Genomic DNA, 14,391 nt, shown 5'->3' with positions numbered 1-14,391 from the left:
GAGACCAGGAGGCATTCCATCGTCATGACTGTGAGTGCGTTTCATGAACCACCTGTTGCCCGCAGGCGCCAGCCGCCTGGTCAGCAAGGCGTCCCGCCGCCTGCACGCGGTACCGACGCCGCCTGAATACCCGAGCAATTCCCGCAACTTCGTGCACCTGGATGCACGGTTATTGCCGTATTGGCACACCCTGTTCGATATCTGCCCGGCGCTGCTCAAGCTGGATCCGCCCGAAGGGTTGAACCTGTTCCGCAGCTTCATGACCTGGGCCTACCGCAACCGGCCGCCGCAGGACTGGACCTATCACCTGAATGTCTGCCGCTGGCTGCTGGGCTCGCCGTATCGGTCGCAGATCGACGACGAGCCGATCGAGGCATTCATGGCGGCGGCCGCCGCGTGTTGGGTCAATACGGACGAAAGCCAGGCCCAGGGCGTGGCGCTGGCCTGGCAGTCGTCGAGGGTTGTCGATTGGAAAGACGCCCGGAGTGTCGGGGTCGAACAGCAGGCGCTGCCGCCGCCACCCTGGGATTTCGCCTGGTGTCCGTTGAAGGCGCCGGGTGGGTTCAGTGGGTGGTTGGCGGTGCCTTGACATGCGGCTGAATACCTTGACGTGACACGTGGATTGTTACGCAAACTGAAAAAGTGAATAGCGGTTTTGACGGCTTTTTCCCGTGGGACCAAGCCTATACCGTGCGCGCTCCCGTCGAATGTCACACGTTAGAGGCCTGCAACAAGAACAGGCTGAACGCCGACGGTGTTGCCTCAATCACTTCTCGGAGCCTTCATGAACCACAAGACTTGCCTGGCGCTCGCCGTCTCCCTCGGCGCTGCGCAGCAGGCGGCTGCGTCGGGTTTTATCGACGACAGCAAAGCCAGTCTCGACCTGCGCAACTTCTACTACAACCAGGACACCCGCAACGCCAAGGCCGCCTCGGACAAGGAGTGGGGCCAGGCCTTCATGTTCAATTACCAGTCCGGTTTCACCGAGGGCACGGTCGGCCTGGGCCTGGATCTGCAAGAGTGGTACGGCCTGCGCCTGGACGCCTCGGGCCGGGCCGGCAAGGCCGGTGCAGACAACACCCCCGGCAGCGTTTTCCCGCTGGACGACGGCAAGGCCGTCCATGATTTCAGCAAGACCGGCGTCACCGGCAAACTGCGTATCGCCCAGACGCAACTCAAAGCCGGCAACCTGATGCCCAAGCTGCCGGTGCTGACCACTGAGGACGGTCGCCTGTTGCCCCAGACCTTTCGGGGTTATCAGGTGGAGTCCAAGGACTTCAGGGACGTCAATCTGATCGCGGGCAAGATCGAGCAGGTGATGGACCGGAACTCCAGTAACGGCCAAGGCTTGTCGATTGCTGGGGCCAATGACCCGGTCAAGGGTAAGGCCAGCAACCAGTTCTACTACGGCGGTGTGGATTACGCCGTGAGCAAACGGCTGCAGGTGCAGTACTACTACGCCAGCCTGGAGAACTTTTACCAGCAGCATTTCCTCGGCTTGGTGCATAACTGGCAACTGCCGGTGGGCCAACTCAAGAGCGACCTGCGGTATTTCTACAGCACCGCCGACGGCAAGAATGGCAGCGTTGCCGGGCGCGGCGAAGGTTATGTCAGCTCGGGCTACTACGGGCCTGGCGTCAACGCCGGCAAAGTCGACAACCGTTTGTGGAGCGCCATGTTCACCTATGCCTTGAGCGGGCATTCGCTGAGCTTGGGCTACCAGAAAACCACCGGGCAAAGTGACTTCCCGCACATCAACCAGGGCCAGGGCCGCTCGCTCTACCTGATCACCAATTCCCAGTCGCTCAAGTTCGTGAATGCCGGTGAGCAAGCCACGGTTGGCAGCTATGCCTATGACTTTGCCGGCCTGGGCGTGCCGGGGTTGCGCTCCAGCGTGACGTATATCCACGGCAGCCACATCCGCACTGCCGGCCGCGACAACAGTGAGTGGGAGCGTGACCTGCGCCTGGATTACGTGATCCCCACCGGCACCTTGAAAGGCTTGGGCTTTACCTGGCGCAGCGCGGTGCTGCGCGGCAACGACACGGCGGACAAGGACGAGACGCGGCTGATTGTCAGCTACAGCATCCCGTTGATGTGATGGGTTGACCGGAATCAAGGTGTGCACGCTGGCAGGTCGTCACACTGGCGTTCCGGTACCCCCCCGCGAGGCCATCATGCCTTACCTACTGTTTCTGCTGGCGCACCTCTTCGCTGCGTTGATTTTTATCGGCACAGTGTTTTTCGAAGTGCTGATCCTGGCACGCCTGCACCACCAATTGCCTGCGCGGGTGATGGTGCTGGTGGAGCAAGGCGTCGGTCAACGCGCCAGGGTGATGATGCCCTGGGTATTACTGGTGCTGTTCGGCGCGGGGCTGGGCATGGTCTGGCTGCGTTACCTGCCGGTGCTGACCGCGCCTTTCGCTTCGTCCTTCGGGACTTTGCTGACCGTTAAGTTGACCCTCGCCGCCAGTGTGCTGCTGCACTTTCTGCTGACGATGCTGCGTATGCGTCTGGGGCGTGTAGGGCCGCGCTATCTGCGGTTTGTGCACTTGAGTTTGTTTGCGCATATGGTTGCGATTGTGGTGTTGGCCAAGGGCATGTTTTACCTCACTTGGTAAAACCCTCGATAGATAAACCGATAATGAGTTGAGGAGCCGTGGCATGCACGTACTGGATCGGCGCAAGGCAATGTCGATTACCCCGTTGTTGCGCCTGGCCTTCCGGCCATTTTTTCTCGGCGCGTGCCTGTTGGCGGCGCTGGTGGTGCCGTTGTGGCTGTTGGCCCTGGGCGGGCTGACTGGCGAGTGGCAACCGGCCGGCGGCTGGCTGGCCTGGCATCGGCATGAGTTGCTGTTCGGCTTTGGCCTGGCGATCATCGCCGGTTTTTTGCTGACGGCGGTGCAGACCTGGACCGGGCGCGCCGGCCTCAGCGGGACGCCCTTGGCGGTGTTGGCGGCACTGTGGCTGGCGGCTCGCGTGGGCTGGTTGCTGAATGTTCCGATGCCGTTGCTGGCCGTGCTGGAGTTGAGCTTCCCATTGGCAGTTGCCGGGGTGATGGGGTGGACGCTGTGGAAGGTCCGGCAGACGCGCAATTACCCGATTGTGCTGGTGCTGGTGTTGCTGGCCTTGGCTGACGGGCTATCGCTGTCCGACCCAGCGTTGCAGCGCCAGTCGGTTCTGACCGGCTTATGGCTCGTCGCGGCGATGATGGGCCTGATCGGTGGCCGTGTGATTCCGTTTTTTACCCAGCGTGGCCTGGGTCGGGCCGAAGCCGTCAAGCCCTGGCCGTGGTTGGACCACCTGTTGCTGAGCGGGTCGATTCTGGTGGCGCTGTTGTATGCCAACGGATGGGCCTTGATGCCTAATCTCTGGGTTGGCGTGCTATTCGCCGCGTTGGGCCTGGGCCATCTGCTGCGCTGGCTGCGCTGGCAGGATCGCGGCCTGTGGCGAGTACCGCTGCTGTGGTCTCTGCACCTGGCCTATGCCTGGCTCGCGCTGGCGTGCCTGGGCATGGCGCTGTGGCATTTCGGTGCCGCCTTCAATCCAAGCCTGGCGGTGCACGCGCTGACCATTGGTGCGATGGCTGGGTTGATCCTGGCGATGATCGCACGGGTCAGCCTGGGCCATACCGGTCGACCGTTGCAGCCGCCACCCGGCATGACGCTGGCTTTCGCGTTGCTGAACCTGGCGTGTGTATGCCGCGTGTGGTTGGTGCTGGTTTGGCCCTTGGCAGCCCTGTGGTTGGCAGGACTTTGCTGGTCCATTGGGATGGGCCTGTACCTGTGGCGCTATGGACCGATGCTGTGGCAGGCGCGGGTCGATGGGCATCCGGGCTAGGAGAGGTCAATGTCTTCTGTGTTGTGGATGGTTCATCGGTTGACGGTCCTCGCCAAGTCGTTGTGGTGAACCGCGATGCGGCGTCATGCCGCGGCGGAGTGTTGACCGCGGTCAAGGGATAGCGGCGCGGCAGTTCCCACACTGTGGCGAACTTTCTGGAGGACCGCGCCATGCCCCTGTCCCTTGCGCAATTGCGCCGCAACTACACCCTTTACGGTCTTCGCGACGATTGTGCGCAGGCCGACCCGTTGGCATTGTTTGGCCAGTGGCTGGACCAGGCACGCAAGACCGAAGTGCCCCCGGCGGAAGCCAACAGCATGGCCCTGGCCACGGTGGACAGCCACGGGCATGCCCATTGCCGCATCCTGTTGCTCAAGGGGTTCAGCGTCGACGGGTTTTTCTTTTTTGGTAATTACCAGAGTGCCAAGGGCCAGGAGTTGGCGGACAACCCCCATGCCGCCATGACGTTTTTCTGGCCGGGCCTGGAGCGTCAGGTCCGTATCGAAGGGCCGGTGGTGAAGGTCGCTGCGCAACTGTCGGACGACTACTTCGAGGCGCGTCCGACCGCCAGCCAACTGGGCAGCTGGGCCTCACCCCAGAGCCAGCCCCTGGCCCATCGCAGCGAGTTGGAAGGACGCCTGCGTGAGGTCACCGAGCGCTTCGCCGGGCGCCAGCCTCCTCGGCCCGAACATTGGGGTGGTTTCTGCCTGCAACCCCGGCGCATCGAGTTCTGGCAGGGCCGTCCCAACCGTCTGCATGACCGCCTCGACTACCGCCTGCTGGACGGCGAGTGGCAGCGCACGCGCCTGGCTCCCTGACGGCATACCTCCTTCGAGGAATAGGCCCTGCGCTCATTGCGGCGCAGGCTGGATGCATCTTTTCAATACCTGGAGCCTGGACCATGGCCCATCTGACCCAACGCAGTTTTGTCTCCCTGCATATCGCGGTGCTGACCATCAGCGATACCCGCACCTACGACACCGACATCTCCGGGCAAACCCTGGTGGACCGCCTGAAAGACGCCGGACATAGGCTGATCGACCGTAGCATCGTGATGGATGACATCTACCAGATCCGCGCACGGGTCTCCCAGTGGATCGCTGACCCTCACGTACAAGTTGTACTGATGACCGGCGGCACTGGCTTTACCGCCCGTGACAACACCCCTCAGGCCGTGCTGCCGTTGCTGGACAAACAGGTAGACGGGTTTGGCGAGTTGTTCCGGCAGGTGTCTTTGGCGCAAATCGGCATGTCCACCTTGCAGTCCCGCGCCCTGGCAGGGGTCAGCAATGGCGTGCTGGTGTGCTGCATGCCCGGTTCGCCGGGCGCCTGTCGGACTGCCTGGGACCAGATCCTGGTCGGCCAACTGGACAGCCGCACCGGCCCGTGTAACTTCGCGCCGCACCTCAAGCCGCAACTCGATCAACCGCTTCAAGCCTGTGGGGTACGGTCATGAGCCTGTGCGACAGCGGCGACCTGCTGCCGGTGGAGGAGGCCATCGAACGGTTGCTGGCTCAGGCACCGCCGCCACCGCCCACTGAGGTGATTGCGTTGACCGAGGCCCTCGGGCGTGTCACTGCCGAAGAGGTGTTTTCACCGATCGACCTGCCGGGCTGGAGCAACAGCGCCATGGACGGCTATGCGCTGCGCGCGTTCGATGTGCCGGAGCAGGGCGGTCATTTGCAAGTGGTTGGACGGATCGCCGCCGGGCACAGCAGTGACGTGCCATTGCAGCCGGGGCAAACCGTGCGGATCTTCACCGGTGCGCCGCTGCCCCCAGGTGCCGACAGCGTGGTGCCCCAGGAGCGCTGTCGCGTTTACGGTCAGCGCATCTGGTGTCCGCCGGTGCGCCTGGGCGAACACGTACGCAGGCGCGGCGAAGAGTTGCAACGCGGGCAGCGTGTGATGAGTGCCGGTAAACGCCTGCGTGCCCAGGAAATCGGCTTGCTGGCGGCCGCGGGCATACCGCGGGTCAAGGTCTTCCGGCCACTGCGCGTGTGCCTGCTCAGCAGCGGTGATGAACTGCGCGAGCCGGGTGAGTCCCTGGCGCCAGGGCAGATCTACAACAGCAATCGCTATCTGGTCGCGGCGCTGCTGCGCGGCTGGGGCGTCACGGTTCACGATTACGGTGTGATGGCAGACGCTCTCGCGGCCAGTCGTGATGCGCTGCTGCTGGCCTCTTCCGAATGCGATTTGCTGCTGACGACTGGCGGTGTGTCGGTGGGCGAAGAGGACCACCTCAAGCAAGCGATCCAAGCGCTGGGCAAGATCGAGTTCTGGCGCTTGGCAATCCAGCCCGGCAAGCCGCTGGCGTTCGGTCAGGTGGCGGGTAAACCCTGGATTGGCCTGCCGGGTAACCCGACGGCTGCGCTGGTGACCACGCTGATCGTAGTGCGCCCATTCCTTTTGCGTGCTCAAGGCGCGGAGCGAGTGTTGCCAGTGCCCATCAGCGTGCCCGCCGCATTTGAATGGGTGAAACCCAACAAGCGCCGCCAATACCTGCGCGCACGGCTGAGCCCCGGCAGCGACGGGCAATTGCGCGCCGTCCTGCACCCCCAGCAAAGCTCGGCGATGCTCGTCGCCGCCTGCTGGGCCGATGGTCTAGTGATCATCGAGCGCGAGCAGCAAGTATCCAAGGGAGCGGCAGTGTCTTTCCTGCCCTTCACCGGTTTTGAATAAGGAGCGGTCATGCAACTGGTTTGTCCGGCGGGTAACCTGCCTGCGCTGAAAGCCGCCGTGCGCCAAGGCGCCGATGCGGTGTACGTAGGGTTTCGCGATGACACCAATGCCCGGCACTTTGCGGGGCTGAACATGGACGACAAGCAGTTCGATGCCGCTGTCGCCCATATCCGCCAGCACCAGCGCAAGCTCTATGTGGCGGTCAACACCTACCCGCAACCGAAAATCTGGCCGCGCTGGCAACGCGCAGTGGACCGTGCCGCCGATCATGGCGTCGACGCCTTGATCGCGGGCGACCCTGGCGTACTGGGCTATGCCGCGCGACGCCATCCGCACATGGCGTTGCACCTCTCGGTGCAAGGCTCGGCCACCCATGCGGCAGCGTTGAAGTTCTACGTCGAACACTACGGCATCCGCCGTGCCGTGCTGCCACGGGTGCTGTCCCTGGCCCAGGTCAGACAGGTGGCGGCCAGCGGCACCGTGCCCATTGAGGTGTTCGGTTTTGGCAGCCTGTGCATCATGGCTGAGGGGCGTTGCCATTTGTCGTCGTATATCACCGGCGAGTCGCCCAACCTCTGTGGCGTGTGCTCGCCGGCCAAGGCCGTGCGCTGGAGCGACGACGCCGACGGCCTCAGCGCACGGCTCAGCGACGTGCTGATCGACCGCTATACCCCGGACGAACCTGCTGGCTACCCGACCTTGTGCAAGGGCCGTTTCCTGGTGGGCGGCAAGCGCTTCCACGCGCTGGAAGAACCCACCAGCCTCGACACCCTCGACCTGCTGCCCGAACTCAGCGCCATCGGCGTGGAAGCGGTAAAGATCGAAGGCCGGCAGCGCAGCCCGGCCTATGTGGAGCAAGTCACCCGTGTGTGGCGTGCGGCCCTCGACGCCCACCGCGCCAACCCCGCGAGCTTTGTGGTCAAGGCCCCATGGCGCCAGGTGCTCGCCGGGCTTTCCGAAGGCAGCCAGACCACCTTGGGTGCTTACCATCGTGCGTGGCAGTGAGGAGACACAGATGAAACTCAGCCTGGGACCGGTGCTGTTTTATTGGGACAAAGATCACCTGGGGCGCTTCTATGCCGACATGGCCGGCTTGCCCCTGGATGTGATTTACCTGGGGGAAACGGTGTGTTCCAAACGCCGCGCGTTCAACCTGGATCAATGGCTGGGCCTGGGCCGCGAATTGCAAGCGTGCAGCTCGGCGCAGATCGTATTGTCGAGCCTCACCTTGATCGAAGCCGCCTCCGAACTGTCCAGCCTGCGACGGCTGTGTGACAACGGCGATTTTTTGGTGGAGGCAAACGACATGGGCGCCGTGCAGTTGCTGATCGAGCGCAAATTGCCCTTTGTCGGTGGCCCGGCACTCAATCTCTACAACGGCCACGCGTTGGTGCAGTTGCTCGACGCGGGAATGCAGCGGTGGGTGCCGCCAGTGGAGTGCTCCCACGATCTGATCGCCGATGTGCTGGAGCAAGTGCGTGAACTGGGGAGGCCATTGCCGGAAGTGGAGATCTTCGCCTACGGGCATCTGCCCCTGGCGTACTCGGCGCGTTGTTTCACTGCGCGGGCGGAGAACCGGCCGAAGGATGATTGCCAGTTCTGCTGTATCAACTATCCGGATGGCATGGCGTTGACCAGTCAGGAAGGGCAGGCGTTGTTTACCTTGAATGGGATTCAGACGATGTCTGCCGATGTGACCAACTTGCTGGCTGACTATCCCGGTTTGGTTTCGTGTGGTGCCGATTTACTGCGCCTGAGCCCGCGGGCTGAAGGGATGGCTGATGTGGTGCGTGCCTTTGATCAAGTGCGCCAGGGAGCCCTGCCGCCGTTGTTTGTGGACGGGTGCAATGGTTATTGGCATGGGCAGGCAGGAATGTTGCGGGTTGAGGAGGTGGTGGGGTGTTGAGTCGCAAGCAGTGGGTGCTCAAGGGCGTGGATCGGGTGTTGCCGTTGATTCGGCGGGTGCCGTTTGCCGCGCAGCGGTTGGTGTTGGAGCAGGGGCTTAATCGGTGTTTGGCGGAGCCTTTGCGCGATGGAGGTTTCGATCTGCTGCGTGGGCGTTGGATGTGCCTGCGTGTTGCGGATTTGGGGGTGTGTTGGTATCTGACGTTGGGACGGGAGGGGTTGCGGGTGGCTTCGAAGGCTGCTGCCGAGGTGACGATCAGTGGGAATTGGCGGGAGTTTTTGTTGTTGGCCAGTCGGCAGGAGGACCCGGATACTTTGTTTTTTCGGCGGCGATTGGTGATTGAAGGGGATACGGAATTGGGGTTGGGGTTGAAGAATCTGATTGATAGTCTGGATTCGGATGTGTTGCCGGGGTGGTTGTGGTGGGGGTTGGAGAGGGCTGGGTTGGCTGTTTGACTGTGGGCATATCCGTTGCTGCGGAACCCATACCCGCGATCACCCCAATAACGGATATGCCCACAAGCCCCTGTCACCCCGCCTGCCTCAGATGCTCCATCGCCCAAACCGCCGCCTCCACCCGCGACCTCAACCCCAGCTTATGCAGCACATTCTTCACATGCACCTTCACCGTCCCCTCGGTAATCCCCAGCTTATGCCCGATCACCTTATTGCTGTACCCCCCGGCAATGGTCCTCAACACCTGCCGCTCCCGCTCAGTCAGCTCCACCGCCGCATGCGGCTGCGGCGAACGCAATGCCTGGGCCAGTACGCGGGTCAAGCCAGGGCTGATCACCAAGGCTCCCTGCAAGGCATCACGGATGAACTCCACCACCAACTCCGGTTCCATGTCCTTGAGCAGATAACCATTGGCATCCAGTCGTAGCGCATCACGAATATCGTCCTCCGCGTCGGACACGGTAAACAGCAGCACCTTCCCCGCATAGTTCATGGCCCGCAGGCGACGCAGTGTCTCCAGGCCGTTCATGTGCGGCATGTTGTTGTCCAGTAACACCAGGTCCGGTTGCAACGTAGCGATCTGATCAAGGGCCTCCTGGCCGTTACCGGCCTCACCAACCACGTGCAAATCGTCTTCCAGTTCAAGCATCTGACGCATGCCGTGACGCATCATCGGGTGGTCGTCGACCAACAGGATTCGGTGGCGAATAGCGGTGTTCATGAGGCGGTGCCTTGTAGAGAGTGGCCAAGAAATTCCGGCTGGAAACGCAATTGCACCCGCGTGCCCTGGGGCTCACGCGGGCTGATGTCGAGATGGCCGTGCAGGCTGCGTGCGCGCTCGTCCATGATGGTCAGGCCGTGGTGTTCGCGTTGGTCGACGTCGCCGCCGAAGCCACGCCCATCGTCTTCGATGCAAAGGCTCACGGTCTCACCAACCTGGCGCAGTTGCAGCCAGGCATTTTGCGCATGAGCGTGGCGCAGGCAATTGGACAGGGCTTCGCGGGTGATCTGCAGCACGTGGATCTGTTCACTGGCCGACAGCTGGAATGCCAAGGCGTCCACGTGCAGGTGTACCTGGAACTCGCCACGGCGGGAGAACTCTTCGGCGGTCTCCCGCAGCTCCTGCACCAACCCGGCGTCATGGATCTGCAAGCGGAAGGTGGTGAGCAGTTCGCGCAGTTGGCGGTAGGCGTTATTGAGGCCGTCACGCAATTCACTGGTGACGCAGGCCAGGGTTTCCACGGGCTCGCCACGGCGGATCAGGGTCTGCATGCGGCTCACTTGTAGCTTCATGTAGGACAGTGCCTGGGCCAGGGAGTCGTGCAGTTCGCGGGCGATGATGGTGCGCTCCTCCAGCAGTAACAGGCGGTGGTCCTGTTCCCGCTGGCGCTTGAGAGACAGCGAGGTGCCGATCAGGTTGGCCAGGGCCTGGATCAGTTGTTTTTCCCAATCCTGCGGGGGGTGGCCGTCGAGGAAGTGCGCCTTGAGTTCGCCCAGTTCTGCGCCCTGGTTGCTGATGCTGAATACCTCTGGCGGCGCCGCGTGGTGGCGTTCGCACGTCGCGCAGTCGCCGATCGCGCAGACGTTGCGGCTGTGTTCGCCATGCAGCGCCAGCATCTGCTGCGCCGGTGCGAGGAAGTGACCTTGCAGGCACAGCGACAGGCGCAAGCCCGGCAGGCGTTTCTGGAAGCGCCGGATCAGTTCATCCAGGCCTTCGGCATTGGCCAGGCGCGTGGCCAGGCTGCGGCTGCTCTGGTAAAGCAATTCCAGGGCGGCATTGGCTTGTTGCAGGTTGAGAGTTTTGAGCTGCACCTGGGCTTCCAGAGTGCGGTGGGAGGCCTCGATGGTCTCGGCCATGGCGTTGAAGCTCAGGGCCAGTTGGCCCAGTTCGTCCTCGGAACGGTGGTTGACGCGGGTCTGGTAGTTGCCATCGCGAAAGCGCCGAGTGGCGTGCACCAGTTCCTGCAAGGGCGTGACCACGCCGTACTGCAATTCGTAGAGGCCGATCAGCAGGATGATCAAGGTGCTGAACAACGCCAGTCCCTGGATCGCTTGTTGCCAGCTTTGCTTGTGCTCGCTCTGTTGCTGCAACAGGCTGACGAACTGGTTCAGTTGCTCGACGAACGCCGGCGCGCTGGCCTGGAACAGCACCGCATCGCCGCGCATCACCGCCGGGCGCAGCTCGTCGTTCCAGCGCCGCTGGATCTGCTGGTAGCTCTGTAGCAGGGCGCTGTGGGGGCCGTCTTCGAGCACCGCCTTGAGCGACTGGCTGTCGAGGCGCCGTTGCAGGCTCTGGCTGACCTCGGCGACCTCATCCGGGCGTGCACCGGCCGCCAGTTTCCAGCTGAGGTGATAGGTCTCCATGCGCACCGAGCCCGCGGTGTTGATCGCGGCGGCGTCGCCCTGGCTGAACCAGGCGATCAGCCCGGCGCTGAGGGAACTGGCCAGGGCCAGGATCGCAATCAGGATCACCGCCAGACCGGCGCGGGCGGGCAGGGAGCTGCGCAGCCAGTCAAACATGACGGCACAGTTGAAGGGGGCAGCAGAGCAGCATGGTCGCACCTGGAGCGGGAAAGGGGGGAGATGGCCTTCCCTGGCGCACTACCTCTAAAGAATTGCCGGCGAACCCTCCCACGGACAAAAGCCGGCACAAGAGAACAATCCATTGATAAATAAAGGCTTTCTCTTGTCTTGCGGGCTACCTCCTTGGAGGTAGACGGGGCCAGCATAGCGCCATACCCAACCGGCCCACGTTGATCTGGGTCAAGTTCTGCGAGGGGGTCGCCCCTAACCTGCGCTCATGGAATCACTTTCTGGAGCGCATACCGTGACTCAACCCCGTATGAGACAAGGCCTGGTGCTGGGCATGAGCACCCTGGCCTTCACCGTCTGCTTTATGGTGTGGATGATGTTCGCCGTGCTCGGCGTGCCCATCAAGGACCTGCTGCAACTCAACGAAACCCAGTTCGGCCTGTTGGCCGCCACCCCGGTATTGACCGGTTCCCTGGTGCGCCTGCCCCTCGGGTTGCTGACCGACCGTTTCGGCGGGCGCATCGTGTTCTTTGTGTTGATGCTCGCCTGTGTACTGCCGCTGTACCTGATCACCTACGCCACGGCGTATTGGCAGTTCCTGGTGCTGGGCCTGTTTGTCGGTTTGGCCGGCGGCTCGTTTTCAGTAGGCATCGCCTATGTCGCCAAGTGGTTCGATAAAGAGAACCAAGGGTTTGCCATGGGCGTGTTCGGCGCGGGTAATGCCGGCGCTGCCGTCACCAAATTTCTGGCCCCGGCGCTGATCGCCCTCGGCACCTGGCACCTGGTGCCCAAGGTGTTCAGCGCGATCCTGTTTGTCACCGCGCTGTTGTTCTGGTTCCTCACCCGCGAAAACAAGGCCCACCGCAGTGCTGGCGGCGCCACCCTGCGTCAGCAACTGCTGTGCCTCAAAGACCCGGCTGTGTGGCGCTACTGCCAGTACTACTCGATTGTGTTCGGCGGCTACGTGGCCCTGGCGTTGTGGATGACCAAGTACTACGTGCAGGAATACGGCTTCAGCCTGCAAAGCGCCGCACTGCTGGCCGCGTGTTTTTCCTTGCCTGGCGGTGTGTTGCGGGCGGTGGGCGGCTGGATGTCCGACCGCTGGGGCGCACACAGCGTGACCTGGTGGGTGCTGTGGGTGAGCTGGATCTGCCTTTTCCTGCTCAGCTATCCGCAGACGCAGTTGCAAGTGATGACCGTCAACGGGCCCGTCTATTTCCATCTCGGCCTCAACGCCACCCTGTTCACCGTGCTGCTGTTCGTGATGGGCATCGCCTTCGCGTTCGGCAAGGCCTCGGTGTTCAAGTACATCGCCAATGACTACCCGCAGAACATGGGCGCGGTGTCCGGCATCGTCGGCCTGGCCGGCGGCCTGGGCGGCTTTGTACTGCCGATTCTATTCGGCGCCCTGGTGGACCTCACCGGTGTGCGCTCCTCCTGCTTCATGTTGATGTACGGCGTGGTCTGGGTCTCCCTGACCTGGATGTACATCAGCGAGATCCGTAAACAGCCGTTGCTCGGCAAACAAGCGCTCCAAGGAGAATGATCATGTCTATCGCGCAAAAGCCCGAATCGGGGCCGGTGATCCACGACTGGCGCCCTGAAGACCCGGCGTTCTGGGGCGCCAGCGGCAAGAAGACCGCCACCCGCAACTTGTGGATTTCGATCCCTGCGCTTTTGCTGGCCTTTGCGGTGTGGATGGTGTGGAGCACGGTGATTGTGCGCCTCAACGCCATTGGCTTCAGCTTCACCACTGACCAGTTGTTCTGGTTGGCGGCGCTGCCGGGTTTGTCCGGCGCGACGTTGCGGGTGTTCTACTCGTTCATGGTGCCGATCTTCGGCGGGCGCCGCTGGACCGCCCTGAGCACCGCGTCGCTCTTGCTGCCGTCACTGTGGATGGGCTTTGCGGTGCAGGATCCGAGCACGCCTTACAGCGTCTTCGTGTTGATCGCCTTACTCTGCGGTTTTGGCGGCGGCAACTTTGCCTCCAGCATGTCCAACATCAGCTTCTTCTACCCTAAGGCCCAGCAGGGCACCGCCCTGGGGTTGAACGCCGGCCTGGGCAACCTGGGCGTTTCGGTGATGCAGTTCTGCGTGCCGTTGGTGATCACCTTTGGGGTATTCGGGTTGATCGGCGGGCAACCGCAAACCCTGGCGGACGGTAGCCAACTGTGGCTGCAGAATGCCGGCTTCATCTGGGTGCCATTCATCATCCTCGTCACCGTGGCGGCGTGGTTCGGCATGAATGACCTATCCAGCGCCCGCGCGTCGTTCAGCGACCAGGCGGTGATCTTCAAGCGCAAGCACAACTGGCTGATGTGCTGGTTGTACCTGGCGACTTTCGGTTCGTTCATCGGCTTCTCGGCGGCGTTTCCGCTGCTGATCAAGACCTCGTTTCCGGACGTGGTAGCGCTGAAGTTCGCCTTCCTCGGCCCACTGGTTGGCGCACTGGTGCGGCCACTGGGCGGCTGGCTGGCCGACAAGCTGGGCGGCGCGCGAGTGACCCTGTGGAACTTCGTGCTGATGATCGTGATGGTGTTCGGCGTGCTGCACTTTTTGCCGCAGAACCAGCAGGGCGGCAACTTCTACGGTTTTCTCGGCCTGTTTATGCTGCTGTTCATCACCACCGGCATCGGCAACGGCTCCACCTTCCGCATGATCCCGGTGATCTTCCGCACCCTCCACGAAAAAGCCAGTGTCGGCAAACCCGCCGCCGTGCGTGAACAGGCCTTGAAGGACGCCAGCAAGGAATCCGCCGCCGTGCTCGGGTTCAGCTCGGCCATGGGCGCGTTCGGCGCGTTCTTCATTCCCAAATCCTTCGGCAGTTCCATGGCCGCCACCGGCAGCCCGGCCATGGCCTTCTACCTGTTTGTCGGTTTCTACCTGAGCTGCATCGTCGTGACCTGGTGGTGGTACGCCCGCAAAGGCTGCGCCACACCCTGCTAGTCCGACCCGAATTCGCGGGGCAACGCACCCCAC

At 62.7% G+C, this 14,391-nt stretch carries 14 protein-coding genes; 12 read left to right on the top strand and 2 right to left on the bottom strand.

Annotation, left to right across the window (positions count from 1 at the left end; translation table 11 throughout):
• The first annotated feature begins 43 nt into the window (after positions 1–43).
• The 10 genes from AB4N92_RS28475 to ubiT all read left to right on the top strand — a co-directional run bounded on the left by AB4N92_RS28475 (position 44) and on the right by ubiT (position 8,880).
• Positions 44–589, top strand: coding sequence for a putative natural product biosynthesis protein (locus tag AB4N92_RS28475; protein ID WP_021492299.1), 546 nt, complete (start codon positions 44–46; stop codon positions 587–589).
• 195 nt (positions 590–784) lie between these two features.
• Entirely contained in the window at positions 785–2,101 is a 1,317-nt protein-coding gene (locus AB4N92_RS28470; protein WP_021492298.1) for an OprD family porin, read from the top strand.
• Positions 2,102–2,177: 76 nt separating this feature from the next.
• Positions 2,178–2,621, top strand: a complete 444-nt coding sequence (locus tag AB4N92_RS28465; protein ID WP_010209808.1) for a membrane protein — start codon at positions 2,178–2,180, stop codon at positions 2,619–2,621.
• 43 nt (positions 2,622–2,664) lie between these two features.
• Positions 2,665–3,840 carry an NnrS family protein gene (locus AB4N92_RS28460; RefSeq protein ID WP_044287323.1) on the top strand — a complete coding sequence of 392 codons (1,176 nt, stop codon included), beginning with the start codon at positions 2,665–2,667 and terminating at the stop codon, positions 3,838–3,840.
• Between the two features lie 170 nt (positions 3,841–4,010).
• The gene (gene pdxH, locus AB4N92_RS28455) at positions 4,011–4,658 is read left to right on the top strand and encodes a pyridoxamine 5'-phosphate oxidase (RefSeq protein WP_047543933.1); all 648 of its coding nucleotides are present in this window, start codon (positions 4,011–4,013) and stop codon (positions 4,656–4,658) included.
• Positions 4,659–4,741: 83 nt separating this feature from the next.
• A complete protein-coding gene (gene moaB, locus AB4N92_RS28450) occupies positions 4,742–5,296 on the top strand; it encodes a molybdenum cofactor biosynthesis protein B (RefSeq protein WP_236267195.1) in 555 nt (184 codons plus the stop codon).
• A complete protein-coding gene (locus AB4N92_RS28445) occupies positions 5,293–6,519 on the top strand; it encodes a molybdopterin molybdotransferase MoeA (RefSeq protein WP_045791979.1) in 1,227 nt (408 codons plus the stop codon). The genes moaB and AB4N92_RS28445 overlap by 4 nt, the downstream gene beginning before the upstream one ends.
• A gap of 9 nt (positions 6,520–6,528) precedes the next feature.
• Positions 6,529–7,524 carry a ubiquinone anaerobic biosynthesis protein UbiU gene (gene ubiU, locus AB4N92_RS28440; protein ID WP_045791980.1) on the top strand — a complete coding sequence of 332 codons (996 nt, stop codon included), beginning with the start codon at positions 6,529–6,531 and terminating at the stop codon, positions 7,522–7,524.
• A gap of 10 nt (positions 7,525–7,534) precedes the next feature.
• On the top strand, positions 7,535–8,425 hold the full coding sequence (locus AB4N92_RS28435) for a U32 family peptidase (RefSeq protein WP_047543940.1): 891 nt from the start codon (positions 7,535–7,537) through the stop codon (positions 8,423–8,425).
• The gene (ubiT, locus tag AB4N92_RS28430; RefSeq protein WP_010209816.1) at positions 8,419–8,880 is read left to right on the top strand and encodes a ubiquinone anaerobic biosynthesis accessory factor UbiT; all 462 of its coding nucleotides are present in this window, start codon (positions 8,419–8,421) and stop codon (positions 8,878–8,880) included. Before AB4N92_RS28435 ends, ubiT begins: the two co-directional genes overlap by 7 nt.
• A 73-nt stretch (positions 8,881–8,953) precedes the next feature.
• Here the strand turns inward: ubiT and narL are convergent, their stop codons facing one another.
• Entirely contained in the window at positions 8,954–9,601 is a 648-nt protein-coding gene (gene narL / locus AB4N92_RS28425; protein ID WP_010209820.1) for a two-component system response regulator NarL, read from the bottom strand.
• Positions 9,598–11,400 carry a HAMP domain-containing protein gene (locus tag AB4N92_RS28420; protein ID WP_021492292.1) on the bottom strand — a complete coding sequence of 601 codons (1,803 nt, stop codon included), beginning with the start codon at positions 11,398–11,400 and terminating at the stop codon, positions 9,598–9,600. Before AB4N92_RS28420 ends, narL begins: the two co-directional genes overlap by 4 nt.
• Before the next feature lie 307 nt (positions 11,401–11,707).
• Here AB4N92_RS28420 and AB4N92_RS28415 point away from each other — a divergent pair, with 307 nt between their 5' ends.
• Together AB4N92_RS28415 and AB4N92_RS28410 are read left to right on the top strand one after the other, a co-directional pair.
• Positions 11,708–12,958, top strand: coding sequence for an MFS transporter (locus AB4N92_RS28415; protein WP_029529118.1), 1,251 nt, complete (start codon positions 11,708–11,710; stop codon positions 12,956–12,958).
• 2 nt (positions 12,959–12,960) lie between these two features.
• Positions 12,961–14,358 carry a NarK family nitrate/nitrite MFS transporter gene (locus tag AB4N92_RS28410; RefSeq protein ID WP_029529119.1) on the top strand — a complete coding sequence of 466 codons (1,398 nt, stop codon included), beginning with the start codon at positions 12,961–12,963 and terminating at the stop codon, positions 14,356–14,358.
• The last annotated feature ends 33 nt before the right edge of the window (positions 14,359–14,391 follow it).

It is taken from the genome of Pseudomonas sp. S3_A09 (assembly GCF_054668065.1).
The sequence above is the reverse complement of the archived record's forward strand: the minus strand, read 5'-3'. Positions and strand labels throughout refer to the sequence as shown.

Coding starts and splice junctions, on each gene's coding strand:
- AB4N92_RS28475 (WP_021492299.1), top strand. CDS start 44: ATGAACCACCTGTTGCCCGCAGGCGCCAGCCGCCTGGTCAGCAAGGCG.
- AB4N92_RS28470 (WP_021492298.1), top strand. CDS start 785: ATGAACCACAAGACTTGCCTGGCGCTCGCCGTCTCCCTCGGCGCTGCG.
- AB4N92_RS28465 (WP_010209808.1), top strand. CDS start 2,178: ATGCCTTACCTACTGTTTCTGCTGGCGCACCTCTTCGCTGCGTTGATT.
- AB4N92_RS28460 (WP_044287323.1), top strand. CDS start 2,665: ATGCACGTACTGGATCGGCGCAAGGCAATGTCGATTACCCCGTTGTTG.
- pdxH (WP_047543933.1), top strand. CDS start 4,011: ATGCCCCTGTCCCTTGCGCAATTGCGCCGCAACTACACCCTTTACGGT.
- moaB (WP_236267195.1), top strand. CDS start 4,742: ATGGCCCATCTGACCCAACGCAGTTTTGTCTCCCTGCATATCGCGGTG.
- AB4N92_RS28445 (WP_045791979.1), top strand. CDS start 5,293: ATGAGCCTGTGCGACAGCGGCGACCTGCTGCCGGTGGAGGAGGCCATC.
- ubiU (WP_045791980.1), top strand. CDS start 6,529: ATGCAACTGGTTTGTCCGGCGGGTAACCTGCCTGCGCTGAAAGCCGCC.
- AB4N92_RS28435 (WP_047543940.1), top strand. CDS start 7,535: ATGAAACTCAGCCTGGGACCGGTGCTGTTTTATTGGGACAAAGATCAC.
- narL (WP_010209820.1), bottom strand. CDS start 9,601: ATGAACACCGCTATTCGCCACCGAATCCTGTTGGTCGACGACCACCCG.
- AB4N92_RS28420 (WP_021492292.1), bottom strand. CDS start 11,400: ATGTTTGACTGGCTGCGCAGCTCCCTGCCCGCCCGCGCCGGTCTGGCG.
- AB4N92_RS28410 (WP_029529119.1), top strand. CDS start 12,961: ATGTCTATCGCGCAAAAGCCCGAATCGGGGCCGGTGATCCACGACTGG.